This is a genomic window from Richelia sinica FACHB-800 (genome assembly GCF_014698825.1).
In the GTDB taxonomy this organism is placed as follows: domain Bacteria; phylum Cyanobacteriota; class Cyanobacteriia; order Cyanobacteriales; family Nostocaceae; genus FACHB-800.
Genome location: NZ_JACJTT010000038.1, coordinates 23721 through 38597, shown reverse-complemented (window position 1 = coordinate 38597; position 14877 = coordinate 23721). Strand labels below are relative to the sequence as shown.

Sequence of the window (14877 nt, the reverse complement as noted above, 5' to 3'; positions counted from 1 at the left end):
TCAACTTTGTTTCCACCTATGACGGTAGTTCACAGGAAAACAGTTCCCATTTTGTGATTTATGCTTTAACGCTTACTCATAGTTATATGAGTAACTTGATTTTGTCAAACTTCACAGGAGTTGATTTTCTGATATCAACTATTGAAAATTAGAAAAATAATTTGAATCTTGCTAATTGGTTCATTAATGATGGGGTGAGGACTTGACTTAGTTCTGAACTATCGTGAAACTGTAAAATTTGTTGAATAGGTAAATCGAAGGGCAATTGTCCTGATATTTCTGGACGTTGCATTTGCGCTAACAAAATCTGTTCGGAGCGTTTACTTTGAAGAGCATAGCCAATTTCTAGACAAACATGAGGGCTAGGAATTAGTAGGGGTGTTTCTTGACTAGTAATGCTAGTCAGGGCGGTAGTGTCCGCAATAAACAACAAACTTCTACGGATTTTTCGCAGCATAGTACGACTCAGCCGTAGTGGTGCAGAACTAGGACGGGATGATTCTACCAATGTCAGAGGTAGACGCGATCGCTTGTTTAAAGTTACCACACTTTTTTGTAATTCTTCTCTGAGCAATTCACTAGCTGTGGAAAATTCGGTTTGATATGAGAAAAAAATAGTTGGTTCTAACTGGGCTAATAAAGACTGCTTCGTAAAATAAATTTCATGACTAATTAAGTCAATATTCGCGACACAATAACCACCACTACCTTCAATATAAAATTCTATATTTTCTCCCTCCAGATACAACCCAAACCAAGCAGCAGCTTTGACTTGATCAATATCTTCAAGGAAGTCAGCCCTTAAACCTGATTTTAGTAAGCTTTTTTTACTAAGCCGAATATCTGGAGGACGTTTTTCCAATTCGGAAATTGGCTCATAATCTTGTATGTACCATGCTCTCAGCGCAATAATGGACATAAGGCGCTATATCAAATGTCTTTAGTTCAAATATCTTTTGCTATTTTACTGTGGGATTGCCAATTTCTAAATTTGACTAGTCTGCTGCTGGTCAAGAGCAAGGATCTCAAAAACAACAACACCCAATCATCTACTAGCTTGGTTCTTCCCTACCCTTGTTTATTCTATCCAGGGATGTACTTAGCCAAACTACCTTGCTTAACAAGGACTCAACCAAGTAATATAGCCCCCGATTTCACTTCATCTTAGGGAATATAAGCGTTCGCGTTGGGTGTTGCGTTTTGTTGACGAGACAGATTTGAATCTAACAGCGCTTTTACCTCTTACTACACTTCAACTCTAGCTGTTTTATCTGCCAGGGAAGCTTTCTCTATCAGCTTCAATTATTAGAATAACAGGTTTATCAGCCAGTGATTAGCCTTGACATTAAACTTTACTTCTAGGTAAACAAAGGTTTAGTAATTACTGGTAATTTGCGGGCGAATTGTTTAATTTAACTGGAATATTTATTGAAGCAATACGTGAGTAAATACTTGCTAATATTTTAAGTTATGAAAACAATCAACCCACTATTAACTGGTCAATTCCTCAATTCTGGCTTTATTGATTGGTATTACCTTGATATTTCAGAGGAATTTCAATCCAAAACTCTGTTCCCTGTCCAGGTTCGGAAATACATTCCATTAGTCCACCGTGTTTTTCTACCACAATCTGATAACTAATGGCTAAACCTAACCCTGTACCCTTACCCACAGGCTTGGTGGTGAAAAATGGTTCAAAAATTCGATTTTTTAATTCCTTGCTCATACCTGGGCCATTGTCGGCAATATTTACCAGGACTTGGGAATTATCAGCGGAAATTCTCGTGGAAATGCGAATTATTGGTGAAAAGTTGTTAGTATGTGTGGCGTTAGGCTCTTCAAACTGATCACTCAACACATCAATGGCATTATTGATGACATTCATAAACACCTGATTGATTTGCCCAGCGTAGCATTCTACTTTTGGTAAATCACAATAGTCTTTAATCACCTCAATGCCAGGAAAGATCCCATGGGGTTTCAGTCGATGCTGCAAAATCATTAAGGTATTATCTATTCCTTCATGGAGGTTAACGGCTTTATATTCCGCTTCATCCAAACGAGAAAAATTACGTAATGATAGAACAATTGAGCGAATGCGGTCAGCACCCACTTGCATGGAAGACATAATTCTTGGTAAATCCTCAACCACAAATTCAAAATCTATGGCTTCCAAGGCAGAATTAATCATTGTGTTAGGTTGGGGATACTGGGATTGATAGAGTTGTAAAATTTCTAAGAGCCTTTCTGTATAGTCTTTGGCATGGCACAGGTTGCCATAGATAAAATTGACAGGGTTGTTGATTTCATGGGCAATACCAGCCACTAACTGCCCTAAACCAGACATTTTTTCTGTGTGAATTAATTTAGTCTGGGTTTCTCGGAGTTGCAGGAGTGTATTTTCTAGTTGTTCAGCTTTTGCAGTGGCTTTAGCTTGAGCTAAACAGCTTTGTTCATAAAGTTGGCCCTGCTGAATGGCAATGGATGCTTGGTCAGCTAGCTGTTGGAGTAACTCGATTTCTGTATCTTGCCAATTTCTAGGAGCCTTACACTGGTGAGCAATTAGTAATCCCCATAGTTGTGACCCCATTTTAATGGGGACAATTAAGTTGGCTTTGACTTGTATGCTGTCTAAAAATTCTTGATGGCAAGGTGTCAATTGGGCTGTGGCTACATTATTAATAGCTCTGGTTTTGCCTTCTAGGTAAACGTTTGCCAAATCTTGAGGAAAACATCCTGGTGGGGTTTTGATCCCTAATACTGATGGCCAGTCCCCTTTGACTTCTTCTACAGTGACTTCTCCATCACACTCAGAATGGATTTGATAAATCAACAGTCGGTCAGAGTTGAGAAGAATCCGCACTTCTCTAACTATGGTCTGTAAAATGGTGCTTAAATCTAATGTGCTCCGAATCTGATCTGTGACGTGTTTAATGACTTGTGTGAGGAGTAAGGATCTTTCTAATTCGTAGGTTTTTGCTTGAACTCTGGTTTCTAGGTTGGTATTCAGGGTTTGTAGCTGTTGATAAGTTTGCTGTTGCTGAATGGCCATGGAGAAGTTGTGGCACAAAGCTTGTGCAAGTAATATGTCTCCTGATGTCCATTCTGGTGCTTGGCCTTTACGTTCTTCTCGCCAAACATCAAAGGAAAGGCTGGGTAAATATTGGCGGCGATTTTGTTCACATCTTCCGGCCCAGAGGATTTCTGTATTGACTTGGGGGCGAAAAATGCTGATAACTCCTAGAAAGGTTTCACGGTAATGGAGGGGAATTACCATCAGCCCAAAAATGGGCGTTGATTTAAAGGCTAGGGCTAAAACTCTTAAGTTGGTTTGGGTGTAGAGGTTTGGGGTGGTGAAAATTTCCCCTGGTTTATACTCAGCCATCCATCTTTGCCAAACAGGATGCTGTTCAATGTTGGTATTTTCTAGTTCATAGGGTAATTTTGGCTGTTCTCCCCAGGTGTATATTTCTCCATTTTTTTCTATATAAAGTCTGCCACCTATGCCGTCGAAAGCTGTAATTGTTTCTTCTAGGGCTTGGGGGATTTGAATGGTGGGGAGTTGGTGGAGGAGGTTGGTGACTTTATTGATGATGAATTCACGGTGCTGTTGGGCGCGAGTTTCTGCAAACAGGTTACTTTGGGAAATAGCGATCGCTACTTGATCTGCTATTTGTTGCACTACTTTGAGATCCCGTTTGACAATGGTTTTTTGTTGGCTGTGATGGGATACCAACAAACCCCATAGGTTGGGTTTTTTTGTGGCTTCGTGTGGTTCGTAATTTAAGATGGGCACTACGAGGGAGGATTCTACACCCATTGCCTGTAAATACTGAATATGGCAGGGATCTACTGCTCGATAGTAGATATTATCTGCTAGTAAACTTTTCCCAGTATCTTTTGACCGTAACGGTGATAAACCAATAGTACCTTGTTTAACATTAACTATTGAGCGTTGCCGTGACAATAAAAACATTTCCTTAGCTTCTGGAGGAATATCTCCTGCCGGAAAATGCAATCCTAATAAGGATGGTAGGCTGTGTTGGTCTCTAGATTCGGCAATGACTTCGCCACTACCATCAGTATCAAATCGATATATTTTCACTCGATCTGTACCTAGAAATTTTCGCACTTCGTTGACAGTAGTTGTTAATATTTCGTTGAGATCCAGCGATCGCCTGATCTGTTTGATCATCCGATGCAATAAATTCTCTTGCGCTAAGTCATCCTGCCAGCGATTTGCGTTATCTACTAATGTCATTGCCTCTAACTACCTACACAATGGGATTGTTTTTACTCTACGGTTAGTATTTATGTCATCAAATTTTGATTCTGTGTATTTTCGTGAAGAACTCTAAAATTAAATCAGATGATGTAATCAGATTTTATATCTATATATAGAAGAATGTTTCCGTTTGATTACTTAAATTCTTTTTATCGCCCTAATTTATCAGGAAAAACCCTAAGGTTATAAATTTTTGTATCGCTTTCCGGTCAATATTAATTAATATTTATGAAGACAAGTATAAGTATTTATAACTAAACTAATTATAGTCAGTCAGAATATAAATCATCAGATTTTCTTACTCTCACCTTCCATCATCCTGAATTAATCGCTGAAAATTTTGATAGAGAGGGGAAGCAACAAAGTGATCACAACTAAAACCTCTCTATCTGTACATTAAGTACAAATGCTAAGGCGATAATTCTTTACGAGAAATCACTGAGTAAGATATCATCTGACGAATTTCCGTTCTTACACTCATGAGGATTTTACCTAAGTTATTTTCACCAGACTTATCCAAACCACAACCCCAGAAATAATCTCTGGGTGAATCCTCAACTAACATTTCATCACCTGTCACCAATAGGATCTGCCTAATTTCTGGATGAGTCATAAATTTTTTGAACACAGCAGCCCGCATCACAGTAATTTTGACTAAATCCCAATCAGGACGGATCTGATAATTGCTACATCGCCCTAAAGCAGCAGCTTCCTCTGGTGTAGAGGCTGCATGGATGAAGGGAATAATTACTGCATCTGGACTGCCTACAAATTTTTGAGCTTGATAATAATGCTCAACGGTTGGCCAGTGAGTACCATCAATTTCGATACAGTGGGGCGAAAAATTTGAAAAACAGCCATAGGGCTGCCAAACCTTGTAAAAGTAAATGGTCATCTGAAAAATTGCTCTTTTTTATATATCAAAATTTTATGATGTCTGTGCATACTAACAGGAAACAATAGTTCAGTGATGGTGAACTAGCACTTACCTCTAGATAGAAGCTGTTAGTCAAACGACCATTTTATTGTGGTAGAAAAGAAGGTGTTTGAGGCTGATAATGAAAGATCAGAGCGCAGCAAATCCAGCAATAGGGCCAATCATTGTGGCTGGAGTTTTTCTAGGGCTAGGTTTAGGAGGTTTTGTTGATGGTATCCTCCTCCATCAGATTCTCCAATGGCATCACATGATTAGTAATCTTCAACCACTCACTACGATTTCTAATATAGATTTAAACATGTTGTGAGATGGCTTATTTCACGCTTTTGATTGGTTACTGACATTGATAGGAGTGATTTTACTCTGGTGCGCTGGTGGACGTGAAGATGTTTATTGGTCATCACAGACATTCATCGGTTCTATATTGGTTGGTGCTGGTTTATTTAACGTATTAGAAGGTCTGATAGATCATCAACTTTTGGGAATACATCATGTTAAACCAGGGCAGGATCAATGGCTATGGGATTGGGGATTTTTGGCTTTGGGTGCTTTACTTGCGTTGGTGGGGTGGATAATGATTCAAAGAAGTATATTAGTTCTTAATACCACAAAAAAGAATTAAAAATTAAAAATTAAAGCTTAAAAAAGCGATTGCTAAAGTTTAGATGAGTTGGTTGCAGATTAATCTACTGCCTCCAATGATAAAAATTCATGTCAGAGAAGTTTTGCATCTAGATGGACTGTACTTTTTCTGATAGAGACGTTTCAAAAGGCTGCTCAAAAATTTATTCCCAGCCACCTCACATAGAATGGGAATGAGAATTTAAAATGCAAGAGATATTGATTATGGCTAATGACTGAATATGTCTACAGAAAGTTTTGAAAAGAGTAGTTGGGGTTGGCAGCTTTCTTTAGTCCAGCAACAAGTGAGCGAATGGCTGGAATATCAATCTTCTCGATGGCAAAGGAATCTACCACAATTACCTGATGGCTGGTCTATGAGTCCTTGGTTACAGGACTTACTGACAATTACTTTTTGGCTGTTATTGGGCTTATTCTTAGCTTGGATAGTTTGGCGATTATGGCAAGAGTTTAGCCCATACATCTATCCTTGGTTAGCTGCTGTGGGTAATTCTGGGATGATTACGCCAAAAGCGGCTGAAACCAAGATATCTACTGATGATTTATTGCTTCGAGCACAGGAGTTGGCACAATTAGGCAATTATGGTGAAGCTTGCAGATGTTTGTATTTAGCGATGTTGCAGCAGTTGGATCAGGGAAAAGTCATTTTAGCACAAGCAAGTCGGACTGACGGAGAATATCTGCAATTGCTACGTTCAACAGTGACGACGATGCAGGCTTATGAAACTATAATTATCACTCACGAACAATTATGTTTTGGTCAAACAAAGATTGGTGCAGAGAATTATCAACAATGTCGTCAAGCTTATGGGGAAATTTTTCCTTAAACTAGACTAGACTTGTAAAAAGTCTATAGTATTATTAATATCTTAATTCATAAGTATTAATCCTGAGGAAAATGAAACCCCTAAACCGCTTTGCTTGGTGGGGAGCGATCGCCATTGCTGCAATCATATTATTGACTCTCTTAGCTGCTCCTCAAACGCTGATTAATCATGGATCTACTTATAATCGCTCTCCCAGTGGCTATGGTGCTTGGTACACTTTTATGCAAGCAAAGGGTGTGAATATCCAGCGTTGGCAAAAGCCCTTTGATGATATAGTTAGCCAAAAAACTCCTGTGACTCTCATCCAGGTAAATAGTGCTCTCAAAGCACCGTTTATCTCCAGTGAGAAGAAAGAATGGCTAGAAAAAGGCAATACTCTGGTGGAACTAGGTATTAAGGAACCAGTGAGCGGGGCTGAATTTAGTAGTAACCTAGCAACATCTGTGGGAGATGTTAAGATTGATACTACTCGTCGCCATATTATAATGAATCAGCAACAAGAAAATCTGGTTTTAGGCGATCGCTTTGGTGCTATTCTCTGGCAAGAAAACCATGGTAAAGGTAAAGTAATTTTTGCCACTACATCCAATTTAGCTGCCAATGCCTATCAAGATAACGCCAACTTTGAATATTTAGCTAATTTAGTCACCAAAAATCACCAGCAAATATTCGTAGATGAATATATTCATGGTTACAAAGACCAAAGCACAAGAGCCAAAGAAGGCAAAGATAGTCTATTAAGTTATTTTACAAAAACTCCTTTATTTCCAGCACTCATACAGGTTGGTGTATTGTTGTTGGTGTTAATTTGGGCAGAAAATCAGCGATTTGGTCAGCCCGTAACTTTACAAACACCAGTTATAGACAACAGTCAAGCATATATCCAAGCATTAGCAGGAGTCTTACAAAAAGCCGAAGCTAGCGACTTTGTAATTGAAATGTTAGGAAAACAAGAACAAATTCAACTGCAAAAAGCCTTGGGCTTAGGTAACACACCTGTAGAACCTTCTATATTACTTACAGTTTGGGCAGAAAAAACTGGTTTAAGTGCAGACGAACTCAATTCTTTACTTGCATCTCAAAACAAAAAACATCGTATCAATGAACAACAACTTTTAACATGGTTACAAAAATGGCAAAACATCCGGAAAGTTAATCATTAAAAACAATTGCCGATAATTTAACAAACTGGATATTTTGACTAAACATATCCCATATGATATTTAAATAGTAGAAATTTTGTATTTTTAACATTACAGTAATTAATTTATTATCTCATGAGTGAAGCACATTCTATATTAATTGACTTAGAACAAGAAATTGGTCAAACAGTAGTTGGACAATCGCAAGTCATCAAACAATTGTTAGTTGCCTTATTAGCTGGCGGACACATTATTCTAGAAGGAGTACCTGGCACAGGTAAAACACTTTTAGTTAAAGTTTTAGCTCAATTAATTCAATCAGATTTTCGCCGCATCCAACTGACACCAGATGTTTTACCATCAGATATTATTGGCACAAATATTTTTGACTTAAATAGTCGTGACTTTATTCTAAAAAAAGGCCCTGTTTTTACAGAAGTCCTACTAGCAGATGAAATTAACCGCACTCCTCCCAAAACTCAAGCAGCATTATTAGAAGCTATGGAGGAAATGCAAATTACTTTAGATGGTGAAAGTTTACCATTACCAGACTTATTCTGGGTTATTGCTACCCAAAACCCCCTAGAATTTGAAGGAACTTACCCCTTACCGGAAGCACAATTAGACCGATTTTTATTCAAGCTGTTAGTTGATTACCCCGACCAAGCAGCCGAAAAACAAATGTTACTAAATCGTCAAGCAGGTTTTGCTGCTAAACGTCTCGATATTAGCAAATTAAAACCTATCGCTACAGTTGCAGATATTTTGCAAGCCAGACGAGCAGTACATAACATTCAAGTATCAGATGCCATCATTGATTATCTATTAGCACTAGCCCAGAAATCTCGCTCACATCCTGATTTAGCTTTAGGTGTTTCTCCCCGTGCCACAGGTGCTTGGTTACAAACATCTCAAGCTACAGCATGGTTAGCTGGTCGTGATTTTGTCACCCCAGATGATGTCAAAACCGTAGCCGCACCTTTGCTACGTCATCGTTTACTTTTGAAGCCAGAAGCAACATTAGATGGGTTAAAAATTGATGCAGTAATTACATCCATACTTAATCAAGTACCTGTACCTAGATAAGGCTTGTAATGAATAACTGATCAACCTCTGACCAGTCAATAAATAAAGTTTTTGGACAAATAAAAAGATAACTAAAATCTAGTATTTGGTAGAAAAACTAACTAAACTCAAACTATTAGTTTTTCAGCCGATCCCCCTATTTTTAAAAAAGTGCTACAATCGACGTTAGACTTCAAGAAAAGCCGTTGATTTTGGCGCTTTTCTTTGCGTATGGAAGTGAAGCAAAAACTATCAATGCAAGAAGTCAATTGACGCTAGGGGTGTCTGTTAATCAGGCTGAGATCAAACCCTTAACACCTGACTCTGGGTAATACCAGCGAAGGGAAGCTGTATATTGAGGAATTAAATATGCGAACAGAATGGGTAGCCAAGCGGCGTGGACAAGCTAATGTGACTCAAATGCACTATGCTCGTCAAGGTGTGATTACGGAAGAAATGCACTACGTCGCCCAGCGAGAAAGCCTGCCACCGGAACTTATCCGTGAAGAAGTGGCACGGGGAAGGATGATTATTCCTGCTAATATTAATCACACAAATTTAGAGCCGATGGCTATTGGTATCGCCTCTAAATGTAAAGTCAATGCCAATATTGGCGCATCTCCTAACTCTTCCAACGTAGAAGAAGAATTAGCCAAACTCAGATTATCTATTAAATATGGTGCTGATACCGTCATGGACTTGTCCACAGGTGGCGGTAACTTAGACGAAATTCGCACCGCTATTATTAACGCTTCACCAGTTCCCATCGGCACAGTACCAGTTTATCAAGCCCTAGAAAGCGTTCACGGCAGAATGGAAAATCTGACGGCTGATGACTTTCTCCATGTCATTGAGAAGCACGCCCAACAAGGTGTAGACTATCAAACCATCCACGCAGGAATATTAATTGAGCATTTACCTTTAGTCAGAAGCCGCATTACAGGTATTGTATCCCGTGGTGGCGGTATTTTAGCTAAGTGGATGCTGCATCACCATAAACAAAACCCCCTGTACACCCATTTCAACGACATCATTGAGATTTTCAAAAAATATGATGTTTCCTTCAGTTTGGGGGACTCACTCCGTCCTGGCTGTACCCATGATGCGACCGATGCAGCCCAGTTAGCAGAACTTAAAACCTTGGGACAACTCACTCGTAGGGCTTGGGAACATAATGTTCAGGTCATGGTAGAAGGGCCTGGTCACGTTCCCATGGATCAAATTGAGTTTAACGTCCGCAAGCAAATGGAAGAATGCTCAGAAGCACCTTTCTATGTTCTCGGGCCTTTGGTGACAGATATTGCTCCTGGTTACGACCATATTACCTCAGCCATTGGAGCAGCTATGGCAGGATGGTATGGGACAGCAATGTTGTGTTATGTGACTCCTAAAGAACATTTAGGTTTACCTAATGCTGAAGATGTCCGTAATGGCTTAATTGCTTATAAAATAGCTGCCCATGCGGCAGATATTGCTAGACATCGCCCTGGTGCAAGAGACAGAGACGATGAACTGTCGAAAGCCAGATACAATTTCGACTGGAACCGTCAATTTGAGTTATCTTTAGACCCAGACCGGGCAAAAGAATATCACGATGAAACTTTACCAGCAGATATTTATAAAACTGCTGAGTTTTGTTCTATGTGTGGGCCTAAATTCTGTCCAATGCAGACTAAGGTTGATGCTGATGCATTGACTGAATTGGAGAAGTTTTTGGCTAAAGAAAAAATCGTTCAGGTTTAAACGATAAATAGATGCTAATAGATCCCTGACTTCTTAAGGAAGTCGGGGATTTTAAATATTTATTGTAACAATTGTTTATTTGCCAAAAAATACTGAGATTGTGTATATTTAATTAATCACATCTAAATGCAAGAATGTGAGTTTTTAAAAGTATGCAATTGCTCAAATATGTAATCCCAATCTCTTGTTTATCTATAATTACAACACCTGTTTTAGCTCAATCTCAACAAAAAAAGTGGGTAGATTTTGGTCAAACTAATAGCGGTGAAATCATAAAACTAAATGAGAATAGCGTTAAATTTGAAATCATGTTAGCTGATGATACGCTTAACAATGAAGATGGATTTTATAGCGATAATGATAAATATCCAAAAGTAAAAGTTGTTGTCTTTGAATACAATATTGGTGGCAGAAAAAGAAATGCGTATACCAAATCATGTGATTATGGTAAATTAACTACTAATCCTAGCTGGAAAACCTACACTACTTTTATAGATTATTGGCCTCAATATTTTCTAATTTCTGCTGATAGTGTTGCTAGTCAGAATATGTTGCAACGGGTTTGCACTTTAAGTCTATCTAGTCAATAATCTTTTTTAATCACTTTGAATACAAGTGAAATTTATAATTTATATTTAACCATTTTTGCGATTTATAATATTGGTTGTTAAATATTATTTGATAATTTTCTTCATATTTATTGAGTGTATTTTTTTCTATAATCACATGAATAGATAATATAACGATCCCTTAACTAAAGAATATTTAGATCAATTATTAAATCCTCCAATAACAATAAACAAAGAGAAAAAGAGAAATTAGAGTTGAGAGATAATTTAAGTAGGTAAGGAAAGCAGGTAATTATGAACTTATCACCATCTTATTTACAAAAACGTTAAGAGTAGAAGCAAGAAGGATAACTTTCTTAGATAGCTTCTCGCCAGGAAGAGTGTTTTGGTACTTTGGATGCTCAGTTATCTGGTGTGACTGAAAAAATTGCTAACATTCCTATTTTTGAACCCACTCAATTACTTCTTTCTTTTTGGGTAATTTATGGTATAAGAAATTGTTACAAAAATTGTGGAATAAAAAAGTTTAGTGTAGTATATTTTTGGGCAGTTTGAGGAGATTTATCAAACTACTAATTTTTGTTTGATAATAACCAAGGTTAGCACTACGGAGATAAGGTTATGAGCTATCAGAAGATGACAATTAAGGAAGTGCTTGATAAAATTGGCAATAATGAAATGTATCTACCGGCAATACAAAGAAAATTTGTTTGGAAGCAAGACCAAATAGAGAAGTTATTTGATTCTATTCAACAGGGTTATCCTATTGGAACATTTCTTTTTTGGTTTTTAAATAAACCTCATATTAATGAATATGTCTTTTATAAATTTCTTCAAAACTACCACGAAAGAGATAAGTATCTTAATGATAAAGCACCCTATCCTGAATTAAAAGATCAAATTATTGGAGTGCTAGATGGTCAACAGCGATTAAGTTCAATTTATCTAGCTTTACAAGGCACATATTCTGTTAGAAAAAGACGAGCTAAATGGAGTAGTGACAGTAGTTTTCCCGAAAAGACACTGTTTTTAAATCTTTTAAGTGATGTACATACTGATGAAGATAATGAATTGAATTATTCTTTTCAGTTTATTACCAAAGATGAAGCAAGCAACAGTGGTCAAGATAAACTTTGGTTTCCTGTTAGAGAGGTTCTCACATGGGAAAAAGATAGTCCTCCAATTGATGAAAAATATGATGAACTTCTTACTCATAATATGGAAAACGTAGATGTTACATCTGCACTAAAAGAAAGTTCTGTTAGAAATAGAATTAAAAGGACACTCAGAGACCTTCATTCAAGAATTGTTAGGGATGAATTAATAAATTATTTCAAGATAGAAGAGCAGGATTTAGACAATATTTTAAAAATATTTGTTAGAGTTAATAGTGGTGGAACTACTTTGTCAAAAACTGATCTTTTATTCTCTACCATTGTTGCAAATTGGGAAGATGGAAGAGATGAAATTGAAAAATTTATTACTAGTATAAATAAAAAGGGTGATGACTTTAGTTTCAATAATGACTTTGTAATGAGAAGTTGTTTAATGTTAACAGATTGCTCTGTAATTTTTAAAGTCGGTAGTTTTAAAACTGAGAATGTTACAAAAATAAAAACTGAGTGGCAAAAAATAAAAAATGCGATATCTACAACAATTGATTTGCTTGTTGAATATGGATTAAGTGGTTCTAATCTTACATCTCAAAATGCAATAATACCAATTGCTTATTACATAATAAAGGGTGGTGTTCTAAATCCGCAAACGAAGAATGATATCAAAAAATTCCTATTCCATTCTTTACTTAAAAATGTCTTTGGTGGTCAAGGAGATACTGTATTGACAAATTTTAGAAATTCATTAGCACAAAAAGATGAGTCAACAAATGATTATATTCTGAAAAGTCATGAGTTTTCATTTGCAGAAATTTCAGAAACAAAACTACCATCAAATAGGTCGTTAAAAGTGACTGATGAAGATATAGACGAATTTCTTGATTATAAAAAAGGTAATTATGCGTTTCTTATTTTATCTTTTTTATATCCAAATTTAAAATATGGTCATGTAAAGTTTCATCAAGACCATATACACCCGGTATCGCAATTTACCGATGCTCAATTAAATGCAAATAATATTAATGTTGATAAACATAGAGTGTTTCAAGAGCTTAAAGATAAATTACCTAATTTGCAGCTTATGGAAGGTTTAGAAAATATTACAAAAAACGATACACCTTTTCAAGATTGGCTTTCAGATCAACCAGATAAAGATAAATTTTTGACAGATAACTATATTGACATAAATCAAAGTCTTGAATTTAAAGACTTTGAAGACTTTTTTGAAAAAAGAAGGAATAAATTAAAAACTGCATTGCAAAATCTACTGAAATAGCAATTTGAAGATTTTACAGTGCGATCGCTTGTGGCTTGATTTGGGATATGAGGGGAGGGCTGAATGCTCTCCCTGGTTCTCTAAATTTTTAAGTACTTAATCAGATTTTTTCATTTTGTCAATTTCTTTTTGCAATTCTTCAATTTGTCGCCGGAGTTTTTCCGCTTCAGATTCTGGTGTTTCTGGTTTAACATTAACAGCACCAGTGGCAGGCGATCGCTGATAATTACCATTCTTGATTTGCTGATACTCCTCAGACACCACCCAAGTCTGTAAATAGTGCACACGTTCTACAGGAAAGGGATGAGTCAGCATCATTCCTTGTGCGCCACTATACATCAAGAATTTGTATACTTGATTCAATCCATTTTCATCTAATGCTTGATAATTCTCTGATTGTTTGATGAATTCCTGTAAACTACATTCGTGGGCATATTTGTTACTGCCACCCGATATTTTCATCATCGTTGACATAACTGTATTTAAGTCATCAAGCACCAACATAGCTGCACGATCTGCCGATAACTCTGCTTTGCGCCGCCATTCAAAAAAGGCGTAAATTAAAGCTTGACCAACAAAATTACCTATACCAAAGGTTAATTCACTGATGATGGAAGCAGCATTCATAGCCCACATCGCCATTTGAATTAAAATAGTATGACCACACTTAATATGCCCCAGTTCATGGGCTAACACTGCCCGAATTTCGGCTTCGTCCAGTAAGTCGAGTATTCCTGAATTAATAACTATGTAAGGATGGTCTTGCCCCATTGCATAGCTATTTGCTTGGGGATTTTGTGAGACAAACAGTGCAGGTTCTGGGTAAATATCCAAATCCCGCACACATTCCCGAAACATCTGGTAAATCGTGGAATATTGGCGTGGCCCAACTTGGATGGAGTTACCCATGAGATAGACTAACTGAGGGCGTTCGTAGACAAATTCCACAAATTTACGAGCGATTAAATCAAATCCCGGTAAACTGCGTAAAGCTTGCTCGGCTTGGCGATCCAGTGGATGCCTAAAGGCTTCGCTGGAAATTCCTGTGTAAGTTGGCATAATGCGGGGAAATTTGTGAATAATCAGTGGTTGGGGAAGAATTCAGGAGTTGCAGAAGTTGCAGGAGTTACAGAATGATCAAGTTCTACTCTTCTTTATCTCTAAATGTCTATGCTGCTAGTTTTCTCCTAAATAGCGTAGCGTAAGGCATACTCCTAAACTCAGTTAACTAATGACAACATAATAGAAGTGGGGCAATTCGGAAAAAGTCACTGTT

10 protein-coding genes, 1 pseudogene and 1 riboswitch are annotated in these 14877 nt (G+C 37.3%); of the genes and pseudogenes, 7 read left to right on the top strand and 4 right to left on the bottom strand.

From position 1 onward, the window contains the following. Positions 1-148: 148 nt before the first annotated feature. From H6G73_RS20140 to H6G73_RS20130, 3 genes are all read right to left on the bottom strand, one after another. Positions 149-919 carry a hypothetical protein gene (locus tag H6G73_RS20140; protein WP_190607707.1) on the bottom strand — a complete coding sequence of 257 codons (771 nt, stop codon included), beginning with the start codon at positions 917-919 and terminating at the stop codon, positions 149-151. A gap of 600 nt (positions 920-1519) precedes the next feature. Beyond that, complete coding sequence (locus tag H6G73_RS20135) at positions 1520-4261, bottom strand: GAF domain-containing sensor histidine kinase (protein WP_242034254.1); 2742 nt, start codon at positions 4259-4261, stop codon at positions 1520-1522. Between the two features lie 433 nt (positions 4262-4694). After that, positions 4695-5180: an NADAR family protein gene (locus H6G73_RS20130; protein WP_190607705.1), complete on the bottom strand. Its 486-nt coding sequence runs from the start codon at positions 5178-5180 to the stop codon at positions 4695-4697. Between the two features lie 163 nt (positions 5181-5343). Between H6G73_RS20130 and H6G73_RS20125 the strand changes: the two are divergent. The 7 genes and pseudogenes from H6G73_RS20125 (at position 5344) to H6G73_RS20095 (ending at position 13601) form a co-directional block, all read left to right on the top strand. Then, positions 5344-5844, top strand: a pseudogene (locus H6G73_RS20125) (DUF2243 domain-containing protein). Between the two features lie 241 nt (positions 5845-6085). Then, complete coding sequence (locus H6G73_RS20120; protein WP_190607704.1) at positions 6086-6691, top strand: DUF4129 domain-containing protein; 606 nt, start codon at positions 6086-6088, stop codon at positions 6689-6691. 71 nt (positions 6692-6762) lie between these two features. Continuing rightward, complete coding sequence (locus H6G73_RS20115) at positions 6763-7854, top strand: DUF4350 domain-containing protein (protein WP_190607702.1); 1092 nt, start codon at positions 6763-6765, stop codon at positions 7852-7854. Between the two features lie 114 nt (positions 7855-7968). Further along, complete coding sequence (locus tag H6G73_RS20110; RefSeq protein ID WP_190607700.1) at positions 7969-8919, top strand: AAA family ATPase; 951 nt, start codon at positions 7969-7971, stop codon at positions 8917-8919. A 246-nt stretch (positions 8920-9165) separates the two neighbouring features. Next, a riboswitch (TPP riboswitch) is annotated at positions 9166-9261 on the top strand. 6 nt (positions 9262-9267) lie between these two features. Then, positions 9268-10641 carry a phosphomethylpyrimidine synthase gene (gene thiC, locus H6G73_RS20105; RefSeq protein WP_190607698.1) on the top strand — a complete coding sequence of 458 codons (1374 nt, stop codon included), beginning with the start codon at positions 9268-9270 and terminating at the stop codon, positions 10639-10641. A 152-nt stretch (positions 10642-10793) separates the two neighbouring features. Next, positions 10794-11231: a hypothetical protein gene (locus H6G73_RS20100; protein ID WP_190607697.1), complete on the top strand. Its 438-nt coding sequence runs from the start codon at positions 10794-10796 to the stop codon at positions 11229-11231. 600 nt (positions 11232-11831) lie between these two features. After that, on the top strand, positions 11832-13601 hold the full coding sequence (locus H6G73_RS20095) for a DUF262 domain-containing protein (RefSeq protein WP_190607695.1): 1770 nt from the start codon (positions 11832-11834) through the stop codon (positions 13599-13601). A gap of 96 nt (positions 13602-13697) precedes the next feature. On the opposite strand, the gene H6G73_RS20090 is transcribed toward H6G73_RS20095, so the two are convergent. After that, positions 13698-14660 (bottom strand): M48 family metallopeptidase, encoded by a 963-nt coding sequence (locus tag H6G73_RS20090; RefSeq protein WP_190607693.1) that lies wholly within the window; start codon positions 14658-14660, stop codon positions 13698-13700. Positions 14661-14877 lie beyond the last annotated feature (217 nt).